This window comes from Psychrobacillus sp. OK032 (assembly GCF_900111345.1).
In the GTDB taxonomy this organism is placed as follows: domain Bacteria; phylum Bacillota; class Bacilli; order Bacillales_A; family Planococcaceae; genus Psychrobacillus.
This window is the reverse complement of the sequence record NZ_FOGY01000008.1, coordinates 214,723-235,539: the sequence shown is the minus strand read 5'-3', so window position 1 is coordinate 235,539 and position 20,817 is coordinate 214,723. Positions and strand designations below refer to the sequence as shown.

Here is a 20,817-nt window from a genome sequence, read left to right as displayed (position 1 = left end):
TTATTAGTATAATTAACATTATATAGGAAAAATGGAAAGTACATTGGAACGATTGGAAGGATAGGGGTTATTATATGACTAAACAAAAAGTTTTATCATTAACAGATGTAACGATGAGTTTTGGTAATAAACAAGCATTAAATGGTGTGAATTTAGAAGTGTATCAAGGACAAATCATCGGTTATATCGGGCCTAATGGAGCAGGTAAAAGTACTACAGTTAAAATTATGCTTGGATTGATAGAAGGGTATAAGGGGGAAATTGAAATCTTCGGGGAAGATATTGCGAACGGCGATGTCTCGTATAAACGAAAAATTGGTTATGTACCCGAAACTGCAGAACTATACGATAATCTTACTGCATGCGAGTATTTAACTTTTACGGGAGAGTTATATGGATTAAGTACAGAAGATGCACAAAGTAAAGCCATGAAGTTAATGAATGAATTTAATCTCGAAACCGTGTTTCACCAGCGTTTATCTTCTTATTCAAAAGGAATGAAGCAAAAAGTGCTTATTATATCCAGTTTGTTGCATGATCCAGACTTATTGTTTTTTGACGAGCCGTTAAGTGGATTGGATGCAAATAGTGTCATGATTATTAAAGAAATACTCGACCAGCTTGCAAAACGAGGGAAGACGATTTTCTATTCTTCTCATATTATGGATGTCGTTGAGAAAATTAGTAATCGGATTATTCTACTAGTTGAAGGTAGAGTGGTAGCGGACGGAACTTTTGAAGAACTACAAGCTCAGAGCAAAGAAGGGACATTAGAAGAAATCTTTAATCAACTTACAGGATTTTCAGAGCATAAAGAGATTGCTGAAAAGTTTGTGGAAATCGTAAGCGAGGGTAAAGTCAATGGGTGATTATACATCGCTTAAAGTGTTGGATCGTTTCAAGTGGTTATTTCAAAAATTGCATATCGATTATGAAGTCATGCGTAAAATTTTGCAGTTGAAGCTGACGATGGACGCTAGAAGAATGCCAACCGTGTTTAATGGGTCGAAAGTGAAAAAAGAAGGTAATCAGTTTGTGAAATCTTTGTGGTTGTATGTATTATATGGACTTATTTTGTTAACGCCATTTTTATTTCTAGGAGACCAGTTTATATTTTCCGTAAGTATTATGTTTAGCGTGTTAATGTTCATATTAATGACTTCGATGGTTTCGGACTACTCGGCTGTCCTTCTAGATATTCGAGATAAAAATATTCTTCATACGAAACCAATAAGCACGCGAACACTTAATGCGGCGAAAATTGCGCATATACTTATTTACATGTTTTTGCTAACAGGTTCTTTTGTTATTATTCCACTAGTAGTAAGTATCATAAGACATGGTATTACATTTGCGTTGATTTTTGCTATAGAAATAATACTGATTAGTTGTTTAGTAGTTGTGTTAACTGCATTTGTTTACTTATTTATTTTACGTTTTTTTAGTGGGGAGAAGCTTAAAGATATTATCAATTACGTCCAAATTATTTTATCGATAGCTGTTATGATTGGTTACCAGCTAGTAATCAGGTCTTTCGATATAATTAATCTAGATATTACATATACTTATGCTTGGTGGCATTTGTTACTGCCGCCAATTTGGTTTGGAGCTCCATTTGAGTTGTTTCTAAATAATAATTTATCGCCCCATATCATTATCATGACGATATTTGCTTTGTTGGCACCGATTTTATCTATCGTTATATATATTTGTCTAATGTCTGCTTTTGAGCGAAACCTAGCAAAGTTAGCAAGCGATTCCAATAGAAAGAAAATGAAATCTCGTAAATTAGCAAAATTCTGGTCAAACGTATTATGTAGAACGAAAGAGGAGCGAACATTTTACATGTTTTCGTCGTTAATGATGACGCAAGAACGTGATGTGAAGTTGAAAATTTATCCTCAGATAGGAATGGCGTTCATTATTCCGTTTATATTCCTGTTCAATGAGTTAAGGGATCGTCCGTTAGAGGAAGTTGCTGCTGGCAATACGTATATGATCATCTATTTCAGTTTGATCATGATTCCAACAGTTATTCATATGCTAAAATTTTCTGGGACATACAAAGGTCAGTGGATTTTTAGAGCAGCGCCGATTCACAACGAGTCTTCGATATACAGCGGGACTTTGAAAGCGTGTATTATTAATTACTTTATACCCGTTTTTTTAGTTTTAAGTGTTTTGTTTGGGTGGTTGTTCTCTATTCGTATTTTGCCAGATCTGTTCGTTGTATTACTCGTAGCGATTGCGATCACGCTTGTTTCTTATATAATATTAAATGGTGAAGTATACCCTTTCTCCAATTCACATGAACATACACGGGATATTAGTAGTCTCAAAGTTTTTGGAGGTATGCTAGTTATTGGTTTATTCGTTATTGTCCATTTAATACTTTCTAAAATTCCATTTGGATTGTATGTATATATGCTCCTCTTAATTATTGGTATATTAATTGGGTGGAAGAAGACATTTCCAAGAAACATAAAAAAAGAGGCCATCAGGTGAACATAAAAAATGAAAACGATATTATAAGATTGATAGAAGAAGACGAGTGGATGATGAAATTATTAAAGGCGGCAAAAGTATTAAATCTGCCAGATTGGTGGATTTGTGCTGGTTTTGTTCGATCAAAAGTCTGGGATGTACTACATGTTTATGAAGAAAGGACTTTGTTATCAGATATTGATGTCATTTATTTCAATCCAACTAACATAAATGAGGATGAAGAAAAAAAGTTAGAAGGACGCTTAAAAAATAGGCTTCCAAATATCCCTTGGTCTGTAAAAAATCAAGCAAGAATGCATAAGATTAATAACTTACCTCCCTATTCATCTGCTGTAGAAGGGATAGCAAACTTTCCCGAAACAGTAACGGCTTTAGGAGTAAAATTAAATGATGAAGACAAAGTGTTATTAATTGCCCCACACGGGATAACGGACGTTCTTCAGCTCCAAGTTAGACCTACACCGCGCTTTTTGACCACTAAGGAGTTAAGGACAGTGTATGAAGAACGAGTACGGAAAAAGAATTGGAAAACTACTTGGACAATGCTTGAGATTTTTCATTTCTAAAAGGAGGCGGACCATGTGAAGAAAGTAGTTATAGGTGTTTCTTTAGTTTTGCTTCTATTATTTTTAGGGGCTTGTAATAATGAAACAAAATTAAACAATGCTTTAACAGAAGTCCAGCTGACGGATAGAGAAAAGTTTCTACTTTCAGCAACAAGTGATCAGTCATTTGTATTCGATTTTCACGCAGATAGCAAATACAAACAAATATCCGTTTGGGTGGATCAATATGAGTTTGGAAAACTAGTGGGAGAAAAAATAATTCATTTAACGATGGATATTGAAGAAAATGGAACGCTTATTTTTTCTACATTCGAGAATATTGGAGAAGAAGAAAACGTAAAATTTAATATAAGTGTTAAGTCGAATAATGCTAGTGGGGGAAATAGTAGAACGCACGTTGAGAGAATGACAAACCAAAGTACACGGGGCAGCAACCCGCTAGAAGAAATTCCGATTAATGGTAATGTGGTTTTAGCAACTATTAGTAAATCGAATGGTAATGGTATGAGCTCGCTTTCTTCTGAATTTTATACTGATTTGGATAATCGCTTAGGCGAGATTTCGAATTATGATGTTGTGTATGTATTGAAAAGTGAATTTCTTAAATAACGGAAATATAAAAGGACTTCCTTCTAATATAGGAAGTCCTTTTCCGTTTATTTAATATCCGTAATAACCGTCACATGCGGATGGTTTTTCAATACAGTAATTGGCCACTCTTCCGTAATTGTATCCCCAAGTAAAGCTTCAATTGCAGGACGTTTCTTTTCTCCAAAGGCTAATAAAATGATTTTTTTCGCATTCATAATAGAGGCAATCCCCATCGTAAAAGCAGTATTAGGAATTTCCTCTTCATCATCAAAATATTGACTGTTTACGCCAAGTGTTGAATCTGTCAATTGTGCAACATGCGTTACCGAATCAAAAGAGGTACCTGGCTCATTAAATGCAATATGCCCATTTTCTCCAACACCTAAAAACTGAATATCTAATGGGTGATCGTTTAATTGATTTTCATAACGTGCACACTCTGCATCTAAATCATGCGCTTTGCCGTTTGGAATATTCGTTTCTTTAAATGGCTTGTGAGCAAATAAATGCTCTTGCATAAAATAAGCATAGCTATTGACATTGGTCGGTGCTAAACCTATATATTCATCTAAATTAAACGCAGTAACTTCGGAAAAGTCTAAAGATGATTCCACGAGTTTTTTATAAATAGGGATCATCGTGCTACCAGTTGCTAAGCCTAATACGTTCAAAGTGTTTGCTTTTAGATCTTTTTCGAGCTTATCTTGCACGATTGTAGCAGCCTCTTGTTGATTGGCTACGTGAATTACTTCAAAAAACGCCATTTTCTAACCTCACTCATCCTATATTATCCTTTAATTGTATGCTGATTCTATTAAAAGGTCAATGAATTATCCTAAACGGGATGAACCGATTGGGCATAAAGCGCATATGATGTTATGACTTGAATACAAGGAGGAAAAACATGAAACACATGCGACAAATTGTGACGAAAGCGGTAGTAGCTAAAGGAAAAAAAAGAACGGAATCAAGTGAAATCCTTTGTCCGCCAAACACTCCATCTAGCATATTAGGGTGCTGGGTTATCAATCATTCATGCCAATCGAAAAAACAGGGTAGATACGTAGAAGTAACGGGGAAATTTGACATAAATGTTTGGTATGCGCATCATGATCATTCAAAAACTTCTGTTTTTACAGAGACAATTCATTATAAAGATCGCATTAAATTACATTTTCGTGACAAAGATTCAAAAGGTGAAGAAGTGCATGTACGTGTCCTTCAACAACCAAATTGTACAGAAGCTATTATTATTGAAAAAGGTACCAAGTTCCAAGTTACAGTAGAACGCGAGCTACTTGCAGAAGTAGTGGGAGAAACGACGATTTGCATCCAAGTACTAGATCAAGAATTTGAAGAAGAATGGGCAATTGAGGAAAGCTCTTCTAGTTCATCAGACTCTTCTGGTTCATCTAGTTCGTCTAACGAATCTGATCATTCTTCATCACTTTAACAAGCCGGACAGTATTTCCGGCTTTTTTTTGTTCTAGGAAATTATAAAAATTACTGTGTGTAAAATTTAAATCAAACAACTTTAGTATAAACGTAATTTAGTAAAAGTGTACAACAAGAAGTGACCGCTAGGATTTTCGCTGCAGGGCGGACGCTTTCCGCGGGGTGAGCGATGAGCCATCACCGCCGCTACGCGTACGTTGTGATGTCTCATCTGTCTCACTCATCCCGCAGGAGTCGCCGCCCTTACGCTCCAATCAAAGGAAATTGCTTACTTATCAGTACCGACTCGCTAAAAACTAAATATTATGTAGTTTTTCAAATGTGTGAACCTCAAAAAATGGCTTAGGGTAACAAACCGGTCATTGAAGGCAATTAATTCTATTTGGAAAGCAACTATATTAGCACGAGAGTAACTAAATTGCTGTGTAAGCAACCAATTCTTTAATATAACAAATTTACTTAAATTGAGACGGTAATGAATATGAGGTTTTATTCCAAAAAAATGGTTGAATGAAACTATATTTATCCCAGTGAATGCTCCACTTATTTGAAGACAGCATTTTCTAACTCGGTATAATAAATATTGCGTAGTGGATCGGATAAATTTAAATCTATGATAACTGCATACACTAAATTAGTAAGAAATTCCCATTGGTTGAAGTGGAAGGCGGCGACTCCAGCGGGAATAGCGTGAGCTGAAAGCCCCGCAGGAGCATAGCGACGAGGAGATTGAAGCCATGCCCGCGGAAAGCGTCCGCCTGGAGCGGAAATCCTGCGGTAACTTAGTAGTGCTCTTTAATGCGCAATTTTCTATTTGAGTGAACGATCGGTTTATAATGGTAGTTTTTTATTTGCTTTCCGGTATTAAAAGTGTGCCACTCGATTCTTCGCTCACGGCAAGTTTCATTAACATAAGCGTTCTCTCCATTGATTTGTTATAATAAAATAGAAAGTTTTTTGAAGAGAGAAGGGCAACTTATGACAACACATACACCTATGATGCAACAATATATAAAAATAAAAGATGAATATATAGATGTTTTTTTATTTTTCCGATTAGGCGACTTTTACGAACTATTTAATGAGGATGCGGTCAAAGCGGCGGCTATTTTAGAAATTACGCTAACTAGCAGAAAAGATGGCATTCCGATGTGCGGCGTGCCCCATCATTCTGCACAAAGCTATATCGAAACGCTTATTAGTAAAGGATACAAGGTTGCTATTTGTGAGCAAGTTGAAGATCCAAAACATGCAAAAGGTGTAGTAAAAAGAGAAGTAGTACGATTAATCACGCCTGGGACAATTATTGAAGGAAAAGGAATGCAGCATAAAACGAATTATTTTATTGCTTCAGCGGATGTGGTTTCTCCAAAAGAAGTAGCTTTTTCCTATTTAGATGTCTCGACAGGCGACGGATTTACAACAATTCTTCACGGCGATGAAAAAGAAGTCGTACAGGAAATATTAGCGATTCAAGCAAAAGAATTGATCGTGAGTGAACAAATGTATGTATTGATCAACGATTTATCGGCAATCCATGACTTTACTCTTTCAATCGAAAAAGATGAAGCCAATGAACAAGCGATTGATAAATACGTACCCGATCATCCGCAGGAAACACATCGAACAGTTAAACGATTACTACAGTACATTCAAAAAACACAAATGCGCTCCCTGTTACATATCCAACCATTTACCTTTTTGCGTAGAGACTCCTTTTTAGCAATCGACTATCATTCCAAACGAAATTTAGAGCTTATTTCTTCTATTCGAAATGCAGATCAAAAAGGAACTTTATTATGGTTACTGGACGAAACTGTTACGGCAATGGGGGGACGTAAGCTAAAACAATGGATCCATCAACCACTTGCGGACAAGCGTGCGATTGAAAGTCGACTAGCAATCGTCACAAGCTTTCTAGAAGATTTTATGTTACGAGAAGAAATAAAAGAAGCATTTAAAGAAGTATATGACTTGGAACGATTAGTTGGAAGAATCGGGTTCGGAAGTGCAGGAGGAAGGGATCTCGCCCAACTTAGACAATCCTTATCTAAAATTCCTTCTATTAAAGAGCAATTAATGCATGCAGATAAAAAAGCATTAAACGATCTAGGGCAAGCAATAGAGGATTGCCAAGATATTTGGAGTAAGTTAGAAGAAGCGATTCATGAAAACCCGCCTATTTCTGTGAAAGATGGCGGCGTCCTAAAAGATGGTTATAACGAACGACTAGATCAGCTTAGAGATGCTTCTGTTAATGGTAAAAGATGGATTGCGGAATTAGAACAAAAAGAGCGAGAACTAACTGGCGCTAAAAATTTAAAAATAGGATACAACCGAATATTTGGCTATTATATTGAGCTGACAAAATCGAATATTCATCTAGCGGATGAAGGAAGATATGTACGCAAACAAACGCTTGCAAATGCAGAACGCTATATTACGGATGAGTTGAAAGAAAAAGAATCACTTATTCTTTCTGCTGAAGAAGAAAGTTTAGTACTAGAATATAATTTATTTACGCAATTAAGGGAAGAGATTAAAGCATATATTCCTCGCGTACAGCAACTTGCTAAACAAATTAGTGAGTTAGATGTTTATATTTCTTTTGCACAAGTAGCTGAAAAGTACCGTCTAACAAAACCTACATTTCACGATTCGAATGCGATGATTATTAAAGAAGGAAGGCATCCGGTCGTAGAGAAAATGATGAACAATCAATTATACGTGCCGAATGATTGTCAATTAACGGAAGAAGAAAATATGTTACTGATCACTGGGCCTAATATGTCCGGTAAAAGTACGTTTATGCGTCAAGTTGCCATTACTGTTATTATGGCGCAAATCGGCTGTTACGTACCGGCGGAATCTGCAGAGTTACCGATTGTCGATAAAATATTTACGCGTATCGGAGCGGCAGATGATTTAGCTGGTGGACAAAGTACATTTATGATAGAAATGATGGAATCACAGCATGCCATTATGAATGCAACAAGTAAAAGTCTCCTCCTTTTTGATGAAATTGGACGCGGAACTTCGACATACGACGGGATGAGCCTAGCGCAAGCAATGATGGAATATATTCATGATCATATTGGGGCGAATACGCTATTTTCCACACACTATCATGAGTTAACCGATCTAGAAAAAACGTTAGCGAAACTTCGTAATGTGCATGTTGCAGCAACTGAAAAAGATGGGAAAGTCGTGTTTCTGCACAAATTAAAAAACGGTCCGGCAGATAAAAGCTATGGAATCCATGTAGCAGAACTAGCTCAATTACCAGAAGAAATTATTGAACGTGCACGAGAAATACTGGACACTTTCGAACAGCAAGAGAAAAAAGAGCCAACAGATGCGCAAGCCATTCAAGAACGACAATTATCGTTCTTTGATGAACAACCACCAAAACCAACCAAACCAGTAGAGCATCCCGCGGCGGATAAAGTAATGAAAAAGCTGAAAAAGATTAATATTTCCGGAACAACGCCACTAGCTGCATTACAAATACTATATGAGCTACAAAGTGAATTAGACTAAGAAAAGCGCAAGCGCCTATGTTAAAGGATTACAGTCTAAGTTCGCGACATCGTGTCGCAACGACTGCATGACCCGCATCGTGCGGGCCCAGGAGGCAGCTCCTCAGCCACCACAAGCGATTTTGTTTGCGACGAGCTTGCGCAGGAGCAGCTTTTTCACATTTGACCCCGAGGGGCAACGTTCTTCTGCGACGAGCTGTGCGCAGGAGCAACGTTCTTCTGCGACGAGCTGTGCGCAGGAGCAAGGCGCTGGAGCTAGATCGATACTGAGTACAAAGTATATACTTTCTAATCTAATAAAAAGGTAGGTGAAGAAAATGGGACAAATCATCGTAATGGAAGAGCTACTTTCCAATAAAATTGCAGCGGGGGAAGTAGTAGAACGTCCCGCTTCCGTCGTAAAAGAATTAGTAGAAAATGCAATCGATGCCGAAAGTACATCGATTGAAATACTATTAGAAGAAGCAGGGTTAGCGAAAATACAAGTTACCGATAACGGAAAAGGAATGGATGAAGCGGATGCCGTTCAATCATTTTCGAGACATGCAACATCTAAAATTACGACGGAGCATGATTTGTTTCGAATCAGGTCATTAGGTTTTCGAGGAGAAGCACTTGCCAGTATTGCATCAGTCTCGAAAATTAGTTTATGGACATCAGACGGAGACAATGTTGGAACGAAAGTGGAACTAGAAGGTGGACGAATCGTTTCTTGTACACCAGCCCCTATTCGTCGTGGAACAGATATCGCAGTCACACAATTATTTTTTAATACACCTGCTCGGTTAAAATATTTGAAAACAATCCAAACAGAACTTGGTCACTCGATTGATTTGATTAACAGACTAGCACTTAGTTATCCGAGCATAGCATTTAAGCTCATCCATAATGGGCAGACGATTATTCAAACGAGTGGAAGAGGAGATTTACGGCAAGTGCTCGCTTCCATATACGGCGTGACGAATGTAAAGAAAATGGTACCGTTCGAAAAGGAATCATCCGATTTTAACATTTCTGGGTTTGCAACGATGCCTGAAATTACACGTGCATCAAAAAACTATATAACGATTTTAGTAAATGGCCGTTGGGTCAAGCATTATGGGTTAAATAACGCGATTGTAGATGCATACCATACGCTACTTCCAATTGGAAGATATCCAATTGTTGTATTAAATATCGAAACGGACCCAATGCTTACGGATGTGAACGTCCATCCAGCAAAGCATCAAATAAGACTTAGTAAAGAAAAAGAGCTAATGGAGCTTGTTCGTCAAACGATCCGTTCGGTTATTCACCGTGTACAGCAGCCGCCTAAAATTACGGAAAAGCCAGAAGTGAAAAAGCAACAGAGTGTACAATTCGACTTCTTTAAACAAACATATTTACCACCTGAACAACCGATTGTCCAGAAAACGGAAGAAATTATAGAGCAGCCAACAATCATTCATGAAGCAATCATCCATGAAACGCATGAACCGTTACAAGAAGAGCCAGTACCTGTCGTTGAAGCGTATGTAGAAGAAAAAGTGGAAACAAAACAACCTTTTCCTGATCTACATGTCGTAGGACAAATCCATGGAACATATATTGTTGCGCAAAGCGATGATGGCTTTTATTTGATCGATCAACACGCAGCGCAAGAACGGATTAAATATGAATTTTATAAAGAAAAAGTCGGGGAAGTAAACGCAAGTGAACGGCAAGCATTATTGCTGCCTCTTACGTTCCATTATTCGCTAGATGAAGCATACCGGATTAAAGAATCACTTCAGGCGTTACAAGACGTGGGAATATTTTTAGAGGAGTTCGGTTCTTCTAGCTTTGTTATACGAGAGCATCCGACATGGTTTCCAGCAGGAAATGAAATGAAGATTATCGAAAATTTAATTGAACAAGTATTAACGAATCGAAAAGTAGATATTAAAAAGCTTAGAGAAGAAGCGGCTATTATGATGAGCTGTAAATTATCGATCAAAGCGAATCATTACTTAACGATGCATGATATGGAGCAACTGTTAGAAAGCTTGAAAAATGCGCAACATCCACTTACGTGTCCGCATGGTAGACCTGTCATTGTGCATTTTTCGACGTATGAAGTGGAGAAGATGTTTAAACGAGTCATGTAGGAGGGATCCAAATGGGGAAGTTTATTTTATCGATCGATCAAGGTACTACGAGCTCGCGCGCAATATTGTTTGATAAACAAGGCAATATTGTGCACACTGCCCAAAAGGAATTTACACAATATTTTCCGAAACCAGGATGGGTGGAGCATGATGCACAAGAAATTTGGGGCTCTGTATTGTCGGTCATTGCTTCAGTTCTGACGGAAAGTGGCAACCAACCAGAAAATGTGCATGCCATTGGTATTACAAACCAGCGTGAAACAACAGTCGTTTGGAATAAGAAAACAGGCCGGCCAATTTATCACGCAATCGTATGGCAATCAAGACAAACGCAAAGCATTATCGATAAGTTAAAAAAAGAAAAGCTTGATACATTTTTCAAGGATAAAACAGGACTCATGCTGGACCCTTATTTTTCTGCTACGAAAGTAAAATGGATTTTAGATAATGTCGAAGGAGCAAGAGACCAAGCAGAAGCGGGGGAACTTCTTTTTGGGACGATCGATACGTGGCTAATTTGGAAACTATCAAATGGAAGTAGGCATGTGACCGATTACTCCAACGCTTCTAGAACGATGCTATATAACATTTATGAACAGCAGTGGGATCAAGAAATTTGCGATAAACTAAATATACCGATAAGTATGCTTCCAAACGTTGCATCTTCTTCTGAAGTTTATACACAAACAGATCCTTCCGTATTTTTCGGAAAAGCGATTGATATTGCTGGAGCAGCAGGGGATCAACAAGCTGCATTATTTGGTCAATGTTGCTTTGAAAAAGGAATGGCCAAAAACACATATGGTACAGGTTGCTTTATGCTCCTCAATACAGGAGAGGAAGCGGTTCAATCACCATCTGGGCTACTAACAACAATCGCTTGGGGACTAAATGGCAAAGTGACCTATGCGTTAGAAGGAAGTGTGTTTGTTGCTGGTTCGGCTATACAATGGCTCAGGGATGGGCTTCGTATGGTGAAAAAAGCAGCGGACTCGGAAGACTATGCCAAAAGAGTCGAATCGACAGATGGTGTTTATATTGTTCCAGCTTTTGTTGGTCTTGGAACTCCATATTGGGATTCCGATGCAAGGGGCGCTATTTTTGGGCTATCTCGAGGAACGACAAAAGAGCATTTCATCCGTGCGACACTTGAATCGCTTGCGTACCAAACAAAAGACGTACTACATACGATGGAACTGGATTCCGGCGTGGATGTAGAAATACTTCGTGTGGACGGTGGGGCAGTGGGAAATGAATTCCTTATGCAATTTCAAAGTGACCTACTAGACTTACCAGTTGAACTAGCTAAGCTAAATGAAACAACTGCACTCGGCGCCGCCTTTTTAGCAGGGCTAGCCACCGGGTTTTGGAAAAATGAGCAAGCGCTTGCCGATATGCGTGAAAGTCAAAAGCTATACGAACCGAAAATGGAAGAAACTACACGAAACCAGTTATACAAAGGATGGAAAAAAGCAGTAGAAGCAACAAGAGTATTCAAACTTTCAGATGAAGAGGTGGATTAAGTGAAATCTTCTGTGGAACGAGAACAAATTTTGCACACATTAAATTTTTACGAGTTCGACGTATTAGTCATCGGCGGAGGCATTACTGGGGCGGGTATTGCATTAGATGCAGTGACTCGCGGAATGTCGGTCGCGTTAGTCGAAATGCAGGATTTTGCAGCAGGAACTTCCAGTAGATCGACAAAACTAGTGCACGGTGGACTTCGCTATTTAAAACAATTGGACGTGAAAGTAGTAGCGGAAGTCGGGAAAGAAAGAGAAATTGTCTATCAAAACGCAGTCCATGTAACAGAGCCAGAATGGATGCTGCTTCCGTTTCATAAAAAAGGAACATTTGGACCACTTAGCACATCTGCGGGGTTGAAAGTATATGATTTTCTCGCTGGCGTAAGAAAAGAAGAACGGCGTCATATGTTAACTCCGGAACAAACGTTAGAAAAAGAACCGCTCCTTAAAAGTAAGGATTTACTAGGTGCTGGCTATTACGTTGAATATCGAACAGACGATGCGAGACTGACAATTGAAGTACTGAAAAAAGCGATGGAAAAAGGTGCGGTTTGTCTAAACTATGCGAAAGCAAAATCGTTTATCTATAACGAACAAAACAAAATCGTTGGTGCAGAAATAGTTGATATGGTAAAAAATAAACGTATTAATATCCATGCGAAAAAAGTAGTCAATGCAACAGGTCCTTGGGTAGACACAGTTCGAGCACTGGACGTTATTGATAATAAGAAAAAGTTAAAGTTAACGAAAGGTGTCCATATTGTCATGGATCAATCTGTTTTTCCACTTAGACAATCTATTTATTTTGATGCACCGGATAAACGAATGATCTTTGCCATTCCACGTGATGGAAAAACATATGTTGGTACAACGGACACTTTTTTCGAGGGTAATATCGAACGTCCAGTTGCAACACAAGAGGATGTGGACTATTTAGTAAATGCTATTCATCATATGTTCCCATTTGTAAATGTCTCGAAAAAACACGTCGAATCGACTTGGGCTGGCGTCCGTCCACTTATTTTTGAGGGTGGCAAAAATCCTTCCGAAATTTCGCGAAAAGATGAAATCTGGAAGTCAGAGGCTGGATTATATACAATAGCTGGTGGAAAATTAACAGGTTATCGTAAAATGGCGGAAACAGTTGTGAACGCCATTTCCAAAGAATTGGGGGATGAACAATATGCTCCTTGTGTCACGAAGCATATAGTTTTATCGGGTGGTGATATAGGAGGGGCGGACCAATTCGAAGCTTTCATCGCGACAAAAGCGCAAGTAGCCCCTTCTTACGGCTTAACAACGGCAGAAGGAATAAGCTTAGCAAAATTTTATGGAGCAAATGTCGATCAAGTATTTCACTATGCCCATATACTTTCTACCATGCCATCTGATCTTCCGTTAAGCCTACTTGCACAAGTCTATTATGCGGTTCATGAAGAGATGGCTTATAATCCTGCTGACTTCTTAGTAAGAAGAACAGGTATGCTTTATTTTAAAATCGATCAATATAAAAAGTATAAAGAGGGTATATTGGACGTGATGGCTCAATTATTGCACTATAGCGAACAAGAAATGACTTCTTTTCAAAAACAATTAGATGCATTATTAATGGAAGCTACTACAAATGAAAGCGGGGCTGCTCTCTGAAAACGATTCTAGAAGGTCAAATGTCTGATGGTCATTTAATTCATATTGTAAAAAATATGCCGGAAGAATCCCCGATTTTGCATGTGCATCTTTTGCACGGAATGGCAGAGCATATAGAGCGATATGATGAATTCGCACAGTTTTTAGTGGGAAATGGCATTATCGTGAGTGGCCACGATCATCGTGGTCACGGAAAAACTGCCGAAAAAAATGGGAGACTAGGTTTTTTGGCGGATCAAGATGGTTTTGAACGAATTGTAGAAGACGCAAGGGAAGTATTAATGCATGTACGAGAAGATATCGAAGATGTGCCTCTTATTTTATTTGGACATAGTATGGGGTCGTTCGTTGCAAGAAGATATATGCAAAAATATAGTGAATCTCTTTCCAAGGTGATTCTTAGTGGGACGGCATTTAACCCGGGGATAATGGGGGATATTGGAACGGTAATCGGAAAAATTGCTTCTAAACAGAAAACACCGCAAACGGAAAGTGCTTTACTTAACGAACTTTCATTTGGTGGATTCAACAAGCAATTTGAAGACACCAAGACGGATTTCGATTGGTTAAGTTCAGATGCAAATGAAGTTAAAAAGTATATTGACGATCCGTATTGTGGTTTTATCCCTTCGAATCAGTTTTATATTGATCTCTTTTATGGTTTAAAAATAATTCATAATAAAAGTGAACTCACGAAAATAAGAAAAGATTTACCTATACTATTAATTAGTGGTCTAGAAGACCCGATCGGTAAAACTGGTAAGGATATTTTTAAAGTAGCGAAAGGTATGACGAATGTAGGAATGGAAAATGTAATGGTTCAATTAATAGAAAATGCGCGACATGAAATTTTAAATGAAGTGAATAAGCACGACACTTATCAATTTATCGAAAACTGGATGTTAAAAGATGTCTGAAAAACCAGTAGTACTTGCAATTGTAGGGCCTACAGCAGTAGGGAAAACGGCTTTAAGTATTGAGCTTGCAAAAACATTTAACGGAGAAATTATTAATGGAGATTCCATGCAAATCTACAGAGAGCTTTCCATTGGAACGGCTAAAATTACGGAAGAGGAGATGGAAGGAGTTCCCCATCATTTATTAGATATAAAGGATCCAACAGATAGTTTCTCAGTAGCAGAATATCAAAAAATCGTGCGAGAGAAAATAGAAGAAATCGCATCGAGAGAGAAACTACCAATTATCGTTGGGGGAACAGGGCTTTATATCCAATCCGTTTTATATGATTTTCGCTTTACAGAGCAGCCTAAAATAGACGTAGACTTACAAAGAGAATTGGAAAAGTTATCACCTGATGAATTATTTAATCGATTACAAAAGCTAGATCCAGAAGCGGCTATCGAAATTCATCCTAATAATGTACAACGAATTATGCGCGCCATTGAACGAGTAGAACTTAGCGGCAAGCAGAAAAAAGAAATTGAACAAGACCAAGGGCATGAAAAAGTATATCCCCATTATATTATCGGGCTAACTACCAATCGCGAAATTCTGTACGAACGAATAAATAAACGGGTAGAATTGATGGTAGAAAAAGGGTTATTAGAAGAAGTGAAAAAACTCCATGAGCGTGGGATTCGTGGAGTTCAATCGATACAAGCAATCGGCTATAAAGAAATTTATGCATACTTGGATGGACTCCTAACACTGGAAGAGGCGCTGGATAATTTAAAGCAAAATTCTAGAAGGTATGCTAAACGCCAGTTAACATACTTCCGTAACAAAATGGACATCCATTGGTACGATCCTTTTGTAGATAGTGAAAAGATCAAAAAAGAAATTACTGAATTCTTGCAGGAGAATAGATAATTAAGGCGAATAGTTAAATGTGGAGAGTACTTATTATTGTAAAATGCACAATGGGGGAATTGAAATGAAACCTATGAATATTCAAGACATTTATTTGAATCAATTAAGAAAAAACAATATTTTTGTTACAGTATTTTTATTAAATGGCTTTCAACTAAAAGGGTTAGTAAAGTCTTATGATAATTTTACCGTTCTTTTTGAGTCAGATGGAAAGCAACAGTTAATATACAAGCATGCTATTTCGACATTTGCGCCTTCAAAGCCTGTAGCACTTAACGAAGAATAAGTCGGGTAAATTGACAGACTAGCAGGTTCCTATTATGATTTTAAAGGAATAGACATGGAAAGGCAGATTAATAATGAATGTGATTACAACAGAACAACTCTTACAAAAAATAGATGCTGGTGAAACAGTTAGTGTCATTGATGTACGTGAAAGTAATGAAGTAGCAACTGGTATTATTCCAGGTGCAAAACATATTGCACTAGGTCAAATTGAAATAAGCATGGATCAAATCGACAAGTCCGTTCCTCATTATATCGTTTGCAAAGCTGGTGCTCGTAGTGCGATGGCTTGCGAAATTCTAGAGGAAAATGGGTTTACTGTAACGAATGTTGCAGGCGGCATGCTAGATTGGGAAGGCGAAGTTCAATTTTAACTTTATTCAGCAGAAGTTCAAAACCCTGCTGAATCGAGGAACTCCGGCTAAGATCGCCGCGTCCTGCGGCAACGCCTGAGTGACCAACATCCTGTTGGCCTAAAGCCTCCGGCGGATGTCGCAGATTTTGATAGGAGTTACTGGCGGATGTTAGCCTAAATGCGTCGCATCCATGCGACAATGGCTAACTGACCTGCATCACGCAGGCCTAAGCCAGGTTCGAAATCTGGACGCAATTACGCCAAGGTGTAATTGATGTAATAAGACTAATTTCATTCGTTGAGATTAGTCTTTTCTATTTGTATTAAAAGCAAGGAGCGAAACAAATGAATTTTACAACGACATTATCAGAAGAAGTTTTAAATTTAGCAAAAAGAGCGGAAGTGATAATAGCTAATTATCATCAAGAAGTAGAAAAAATAGCATTTTTCAATCAACAAAAAGTAATTCATGCGTTTAAAACGCATCATGTAAGTGATCATCACTTTAACCCATCTACTGGTTATGGCTATGACGACGAGGGACGGGATACGTTAGAAAAAGTGTATGCGACCACATTTGGAGCAGAAGCTGCACTCGTTCGTCCTCAAATTATTTCCGGTACGCATGCAATTTCGATTAGTTTATTTGGTGTACTTAGACCGAATGATGAACTGTTATACATAACTGGAAAGCCGTATGATACACTTCAATCGATCGTAAGTGGTGGAGAAGAAGATACAGGGTCACTTGCCGATTTTGGTATTTCTTATCAGCATGTTGACCTACTAGAGTCCGGTGCAATAGATTGGAATGCAGTAGAAAAAACGGTCAGAGGAAATACAAAAGTAATTGCGATTCAACGTTCTAAAGGGTATGCCTTGCGTCCTTCTTTTACGGTGGAACAAATAAAGGAAATGGTTGAAAAGATAAGAGTGATAAAAGAGGATGCCATTATTTTCGTGGATAATTGTTACGGTGAATTTGTGGAAGAGTTAGAACCGACAGATGTCGGAGTAGATTTAATGGCGGGCTCTTTGATCAAAAATCCCGGTGGTGGTATAGCGAAAACGGGTGGATATATTGCAGGAAAAAGCGAGCTTGTTACAAAGTGTGCGTATCGAATGACTTCACCAGGAATTGGAGCAGAAGCCGGTGCTTCTCTTAATACGTTAATGGATATGTATCAAGGATTTTTCTTAGCACCTCACATTGTTTCGCAAGCGGTAAAAGGGGCAATTTTTACCTCTGCGGTTTTAGAAGAAGTGGGAATGACAACGGAACCTCATTATTCGCAAAAGAGAACGGACCTCATTCAATCGGTATCGTTTCAAACGGCCGACCAAATGATACAGTTTTGTAAAGCGATTCAAATGCATTCGCCGGTAAACGCACAATTTGCTCCTGAACCTGCTTATATGCCAGGTTATGAGGATGATGTCATTATGGCAGCGGGGACTTTTATACAAGGATCTAGCATGGAGTTGACCGCGGACGGTCCTATTCGACCGCCGTATACCGCCTTTATTCAAGGTGGTTTAACGTATGAGCATGTGAAGTATGCTATTTTAGGAGCGGTACAGTCTTTGAGGTAGTTGTAATAATGAAATAAGTAGAAGCGTGGAAGTGACTTGATCATTTTCTGCGCTTTTTTGTTTTCAATTTGTTTTTCGTGGGTAAAGAATCAAGTGGATAGCTAAGCCAAACAACACATGGTTGTGACTTTATAGGAATAATGCGTAGCAATTAAGTTGCCGCTAGGATTTCCGCTCCAGGGCGGACGCCTTCCGCTTCAATCCACGGAAATTGCTAGCTAGTCAGAGTTACTGTATTAAATTCATTTTTTGTACTATTTCTTGAAAATAAAATCCAATAAATGGTTGAACGCGACATAATATACTGTGAACGCGACAAACTACCCAGTGAACACGACAAAGCCAACCACGAACGAGACAAACCGACCTCTGAACACAACAAACTTTCACGAAGTAAAGCCTTCGCTTGCCTTGAGATAAGTAAGTCATTGTCTGAATTCACATATTTGAAAGACGGCATAATAGTAGGGTGTAGCGAAAAGCCGAGTGGTCACTTAATTGAGCCACTTTAGTATGCATTATTTCTAAAAAGTGGCTTTTGATGTTTGAAATTTTCATGTCACTTTACCTTACATTAGGTTGACATGTTAGCTAACATGACATATACTATTTATATATCCAACTAGGAGGTGCAGCGATGGAAAAGGAATGGAGACGTTCCATGCCACTGCTATCTATGAATATTGTCATGCAGTTAACTGGCTTAACGGCTAGACAAATTCGATATTATGAAGAGCATGAACTTGTTCAGCCTGCCCGAACAGAAGGTAAACAACGCATGTTCTCACTGGATGATATCGATACTTTATTAGAAATTAAAGATATGCTCTCAACAGGTGTGAACATTGCAGGGATCAAACAAATATTTGAAATGAAAAAAAATCCGGCTGCAAAAAATGACACAAAACAAGTGATCACGGATGCACAACTCAGAGCAATTGTAAAAGAAGAAATGCAAATAGCACAAAGACACCAACGTGCATCATTAAGGCAAGGGGATCTATCTCGATTCTTTCGATAGAACGGGATTTGATTATAAAAATAATTTAGGAGAGTGAAAAAATGAGCAAGTACACAAGAGAAGATATTAAAAAGTTCGTTAAAGAACACGAGGTGAATTTTATTCGTCTTCAGTTTACAGACATACTAGGTACGATTAAAAACGTTGAAATTCCAGTGAGTCAGCTCGATAAAGCTCTCGACAATAAAATGATGTTCGACGGATCTTCTATTGAAGGATTCGTACGAATTGAAGAATCAGATATGTATTTAGTTCCGGATTTAAATTCATGGGTTGTATTCCCTTGGATAACTGGGAAAGGAAAAGTAGCTCGTTTAATCTGTGATGTAAATAAAGCAGATGGCACACCTTTTGCAGGAGATCCACGAAATAATTTAAAACGTGTACTAAAAGAAATGGAAGAGTTAGGATTCACGAGTTTTAACTTAGGACCTGAACCTGAATTTTTCTTATTTAAACTAGATGCACAAGGCGAACCAACTTTAGAATTAAATGACCACGGTGGATACTTCGACTTAGCACCAGTTGATCTTGGAGAAAACTGCCGACGTGATATCGTGCTTGAGCTAGAGGAAATGGGCTTTGAAATTGAAGCATCTCACCATGAAGTAGCTCCTGGGCAACACGAAATTGACTTTAAATATGCAGATGCGGTAACAGCATGTGATAATATTCAAACGTTTAAACTAGTTGTTAAAACAATTGCTCGTAAACATGGTCTACATGCGACATTCATGCCAAAACCACTATTTGGTGTAAACGGTTCTGGAATGCACTTTAACGTTTCGTTATTCAATGGAAAAGAAAATGCATTTTTTGACGAGTCTACTGAAAGTAAAATGAGTGAAACGGCAATGCAATTCATGGCAGGTGTGTTAAAGCATGTACAAAACTTTACTGCTATAACAAACCCAACTGTAAACTCATATAAACGATTAGTTCCAGGCTACGAAGCACCTTGTTATGTTGCTTGGTCAGGTCAAAACAGAAGTCCATTAGTTCGAATTCCTTCTTCTCGTGGATTGAGTACACGTATTGAAGTTCGTTCGGTGGATCCAGCGGCGAACCCATACTTGGCAATGGCTGTTATTTTACAAGCAGGTCTAGATGGTATTAAAGAAAAAATGACACCACCACCAGCAGTTGACCGTAATATTTACGTGATGTCTGAAGAAGAACGTATCGAAAACGGTATTTATAACTTACCACCGACACTTCATGAAGCAGTTGTAGAACTTGGAAAAAGTGAAGTAATTCGCGGAGCACTTGGTGAACATATTTATGCAAACTTTGTGGAAGCGAAAGAGATTGAATGGGATATGTTCCGTACGACAGTACATCCATGGGAACGTGAGCAATATCTAAAAATGTACTAAGCTCGATTTAGCAGTTTTATATACTTGATTTATGGGGTGCTTTATGTGAAATTAATTTTAAGATTTATTTGCACACCATTTTCATCCCCCAAAATAGATCAAATAATATTTGAAAGCATCGTTCAGTCGTGAGTTGACTCGTTCGGTGTTTTTCTTTTTTATTTTCTTTGAAACATGGGCATAAACGTCAGCCGTAGCTGCCATGGTTCGAGATTTAGAGAAAAACGGTGCATTGAAGTAAAGCCAATGGATATAGAGGACCAAATTACCAACTAGATTCAATTTTTTAAAGATAAAATATAAACATGGGAAGCCGAAGATCTCCCTTCGTATTTCTCAACAATTTTATAACGAGATTGGAGCCCCACTGTTGAAGAAGTGGGGCTTTTTTTATTTGAA

Annotated in this window: 17 protein-coding genes; 16 read left to right on the top strand and 1 reads right to left on the bottom strand. The window is 38.2% G+C overall.

Features of this window, described 5'->3' with window-relative positions; genetic code table 11:
* Positions 1-74 precede the first annotated feature (74 nt).
* The 4 genes from BMZ04_RS16335 to BMZ04_RS16320 are packed head-to-tail and all read left to right on the top strand — an operon-like array spanning position 75 to position 3,680.
* Positions 75-869 (top strand): ABC transporter ATP-binding protein, encoded by a 795-nt coding sequence (locus BMZ04_RS16335; RefSeq protein WP_093273726.1) that lies wholly within the window; start codon positions 75-77, stop codon positions 867-869.
* On the top strand, positions 862-2,505 hold the full coding sequence (locus BMZ04_RS16330) for a hypothetical protein (RefSeq protein WP_093273723.1): 1,644 nt from the start codon (positions 862-864) through the stop codon (positions 2,503-2,505). The genes BMZ04_RS16335 and BMZ04_RS16330 overlap by 8 nt, the downstream gene beginning before the upstream one ends.
* Positions 2,502-3,071 (top strand): nucleotidyltransferase family protein, encoded by a 570-nt coding sequence (locus BMZ04_RS16325; protein ID WP_177184477.1) that lies wholly within the window; start codon positions 2,502-2,504, stop codon positions 3,069-3,071. Before BMZ04_RS16330 ends, BMZ04_RS16325 begins: the two co-directional genes overlap by 4 nt.
* A gap of 15 nt (positions 3,072-3,086) precedes the next feature.
* Positions 3,087-3,680 (top strand): hypothetical protein, encoded by a 594-nt coding sequence (locus BMZ04_RS16320; protein ID WP_093273720.1) that lies wholly within the window; start codon positions 3,087-3,089, stop codon positions 3,678-3,680.
* A gap of 47 nt (positions 3,681-3,727) precedes the next feature.
* Here the strand turns inward: BMZ04_RS16320 and BMZ04_RS16315 are convergent, their stop codons facing one another.
* Positions 3,728-4,426 (bottom strand): glucosamine-6-phosphate deaminase, encoded by a 699-nt coding sequence (locus BMZ04_RS16315; protein ID WP_093273718.1) that lies wholly within the window; start codon positions 4,424-4,426, stop codon positions 3,728-3,730.
* A 140-nt stretch (positions 4,427-4,566) separates the two neighbouring features.
* Between BMZ04_RS16315 and cotE the strand changes: the two genes are divergently transcribed.
* The 12 genes from cotE to glnA all read left to right on the top strand — a co-directional run bounded on the left by cotE (position 4,567) and on the right by glnA (position 20,418).
* On the top strand, positions 4,567-5,115 hold the full coding sequence (gene cotE, locus BMZ04_RS16310) for an outer spore coat protein CotE (protein ID WP_093273715.1): 549 nt from the start codon (positions 4,567-4,569) through the stop codon (positions 5,113-5,115).
* Between the two features lie 980 nt (positions 5,116-6,095).
* Positions 6,096-8,657, top strand: a complete 2,562-nt coding sequence (gene mutS / locus BMZ04_RS16305) for a DNA mismatch repair protein MutS (protein WP_093273712.1) — start codon at positions 6,096-6,098, stop codon at positions 8,655-8,657.
* Between the two features lie 316 nt (positions 8,658-8,973).
* Complete coding sequence (mutL, locus tag BMZ04_RS16300; RefSeq protein WP_093273708.1) at positions 8,974-10,782, top strand: DNA mismatch repair endonuclease MutL; 1,809 nt, start codon at positions 8,974-8,976, stop codon at positions 10,780-10,782.
* A gap of 11 nt (positions 10,783-10,793) precedes the next feature.
* The gene (gene glpK, locus BMZ04_RS16295) at positions 10,794-12,305 is read left to right on the top strand and encodes a glycerol kinase GlpK (RefSeq protein WP_093273705.1); all 1,512 of its coding nucleotides are present in this window, start codon (positions 10,794-10,796) and stop codon (positions 12,303-12,305) included.
* A complete protein-coding gene (locus BMZ04_RS16290) occupies positions 12,306-13,958 on the top strand; it encodes a glycerol-3-phosphate dehydrogenase/oxidase (RefSeq protein WP_093273700.1) in 1,653 nt (550 codons plus the stop codon).
* Positions 13,959-13,978: 20 nt separating this feature from the next.
* Entirely contained in the window at positions 13,979-14,875 is an 897-nt protein-coding gene (locus BMZ04_RS16285; RefSeq protein WP_093273696.1) for an alpha/beta fold hydrolase, read from the top strand.
* Positions 14,868-15,788: a tRNA (adenosine(37)-N6)-dimethylallyltransferase MiaA gene (miaA, locus tag BMZ04_RS16280; RefSeq protein ID WP_093273691.1), complete on the top strand. Its 921-nt coding sequence runs from the start codon at positions 14,868-14,870 to the stop codon at positions 15,786-15,788. Before BMZ04_RS16285 ends, miaA begins: the two co-directional genes overlap by 8 nt.
* A 64-nt stretch (positions 15,789-15,852) precedes the next feature.
* On the top strand, positions 15,853-16,074 hold the full coding sequence (gene hfq, locus BMZ04_RS16275) for an RNA chaperone Hfq (protein WP_093273687.1): 222 nt from the start codon (positions 15,853-15,855) through the stop codon (positions 16,072-16,074).
* 73 nt (positions 16,075-16,147) lie between these two features.
* The gene (locus BMZ04_RS16270; protein ID WP_093273682.1) at positions 16,148-16,447 is read left to right on the top strand and encodes a rhodanese-like domain-containing protein; all 300 of its coding nucleotides are present in this window, start codon (positions 16,148-16,150) and stop codon (positions 16,445-16,447) included.
* Positions 16,448-16,773: 326 nt separating this feature from the next.
* Positions 16,774-18,021, top strand: coding sequence for a methionine gamma-lyase family protein (locus tag BMZ04_RS16265; protein WP_093273678.1), 1,248 nt, complete (start codon positions 16,774-16,776; stop codon positions 18,019-18,021).
* Positions 18,022-18,658: 637 nt separating this feature from the next.
* Complete coding sequence (locus tag BMZ04_RS16260) at positions 18,659-19,042, top strand: MerR family transcriptional regulator (protein WP_093273672.1); 384 nt, start codon at positions 18,659-18,661, stop codon at positions 19,040-19,042.
* Positions 19,043-19,083: 41 nt separating this feature from the next.
* Positions 19,084-20,418 (top strand): type I glutamate--ammonia ligase, encoded by a 1,335-nt coding sequence (gene glnA, locus BMZ04_RS16255; protein ID WP_093273667.1) that lies wholly within the window; start codon positions 19,084-19,086, stop codon positions 20,416-20,418.
* Positions 20,419-20,817 lie beyond the last annotated feature (399 nt).

Excerpts from the sequence above, each read along its gene's own strand:
- BMZ04_RS16315 (WP_093273718.1), bottom strand. The coding sequence starts at position 4,426 with ATGGCGTTTTTTGAAGTAATTCACGTAGCCAATCAACAAGAGGCTGCT.
- cotE (WP_093273715.1), top strand. The coding sequence starts at position 4,567 with ATGAAACACATGCGACAAATTGTGACGAAAGCGGTAGTAGCTAAAGGA.
- BMZ04_RS16270 (WP_093273682.1), top strand. The coding sequence starts at position 16,148 with ATGAATGTGATTACAACAGAACAACTCTTACAAAAAATAGATGCTGGT.
- BMZ04_RS16330 (WP_093273723.1), top strand. The coding sequence starts at position 862 with ATGGGTGATTATACATCGCTTAAAGTGTTGGATCGTTTCAAGTGGTTA.
- BMZ04_RS16285 (WP_093273696.1), top strand. The coding sequence starts at position 13,979 with ATGTCTGATGGTCATTTAATTCATATTGTAAAAAATATGCCGGAAGAA.
- mutS (WP_093273712.1), top strand. The coding sequence starts at position 6,096 with ATGACAACACATACACCTATGATGCAACAATATATAAAAATAAAAGAT.
- miaA (WP_093273691.1), top strand. The coding sequence starts at position 14,868 with ATGTCTGAAAAACCAGTAGTACTTGCAATTGTAGGGCCTACAGCAGTA.
- BMZ04_RS16265 (WP_093273678.1), top strand. The coding sequence starts at position 16,774 with ATGAATTTTACAACGACATTATCAGAAGAAGTTTTAAATTTAGCAAAA.
- mutL (WP_093273708.1), top strand. The coding sequence starts at position 8,974 with ATGGGACAAATCATCGTAATGGAAGAGCTACTTTCCAATAAAATTGCA.
- hfq (WP_093273687.1), top strand. The coding sequence starts at position 15,853 with ATGAAACCTATGAATATTCAAGACATTTATTTGAATCAATTAAGAAAA.
- glpK (WP_093273705.1), top strand. The coding sequence starts at position 10,794 with ATGGGGAAGTTTATTTTATCGATCGATCAAGGTACTACGAGCTCGCGC.
- BMZ04_RS16335 (WP_093273726.1), top strand. The coding sequence starts at position 75 with ATGACTAAACAAAAAGTTTTATCATTAACAGATGTAACGATGAGTTTT.
- BMZ04_RS16260 (WP_093273672.1), top strand. The coding sequence starts at position 18,659 with ATGGAAAAGGAATGGAGACGTTCCATGCCACTGCTATCTATGAATATT.
- glnA (WP_093273667.1), top strand. The coding sequence starts at position 19,084 with ATGAGCAAGTACACAAGAGAAGATATTAAAAAGTTCGTTAAAGAACAC.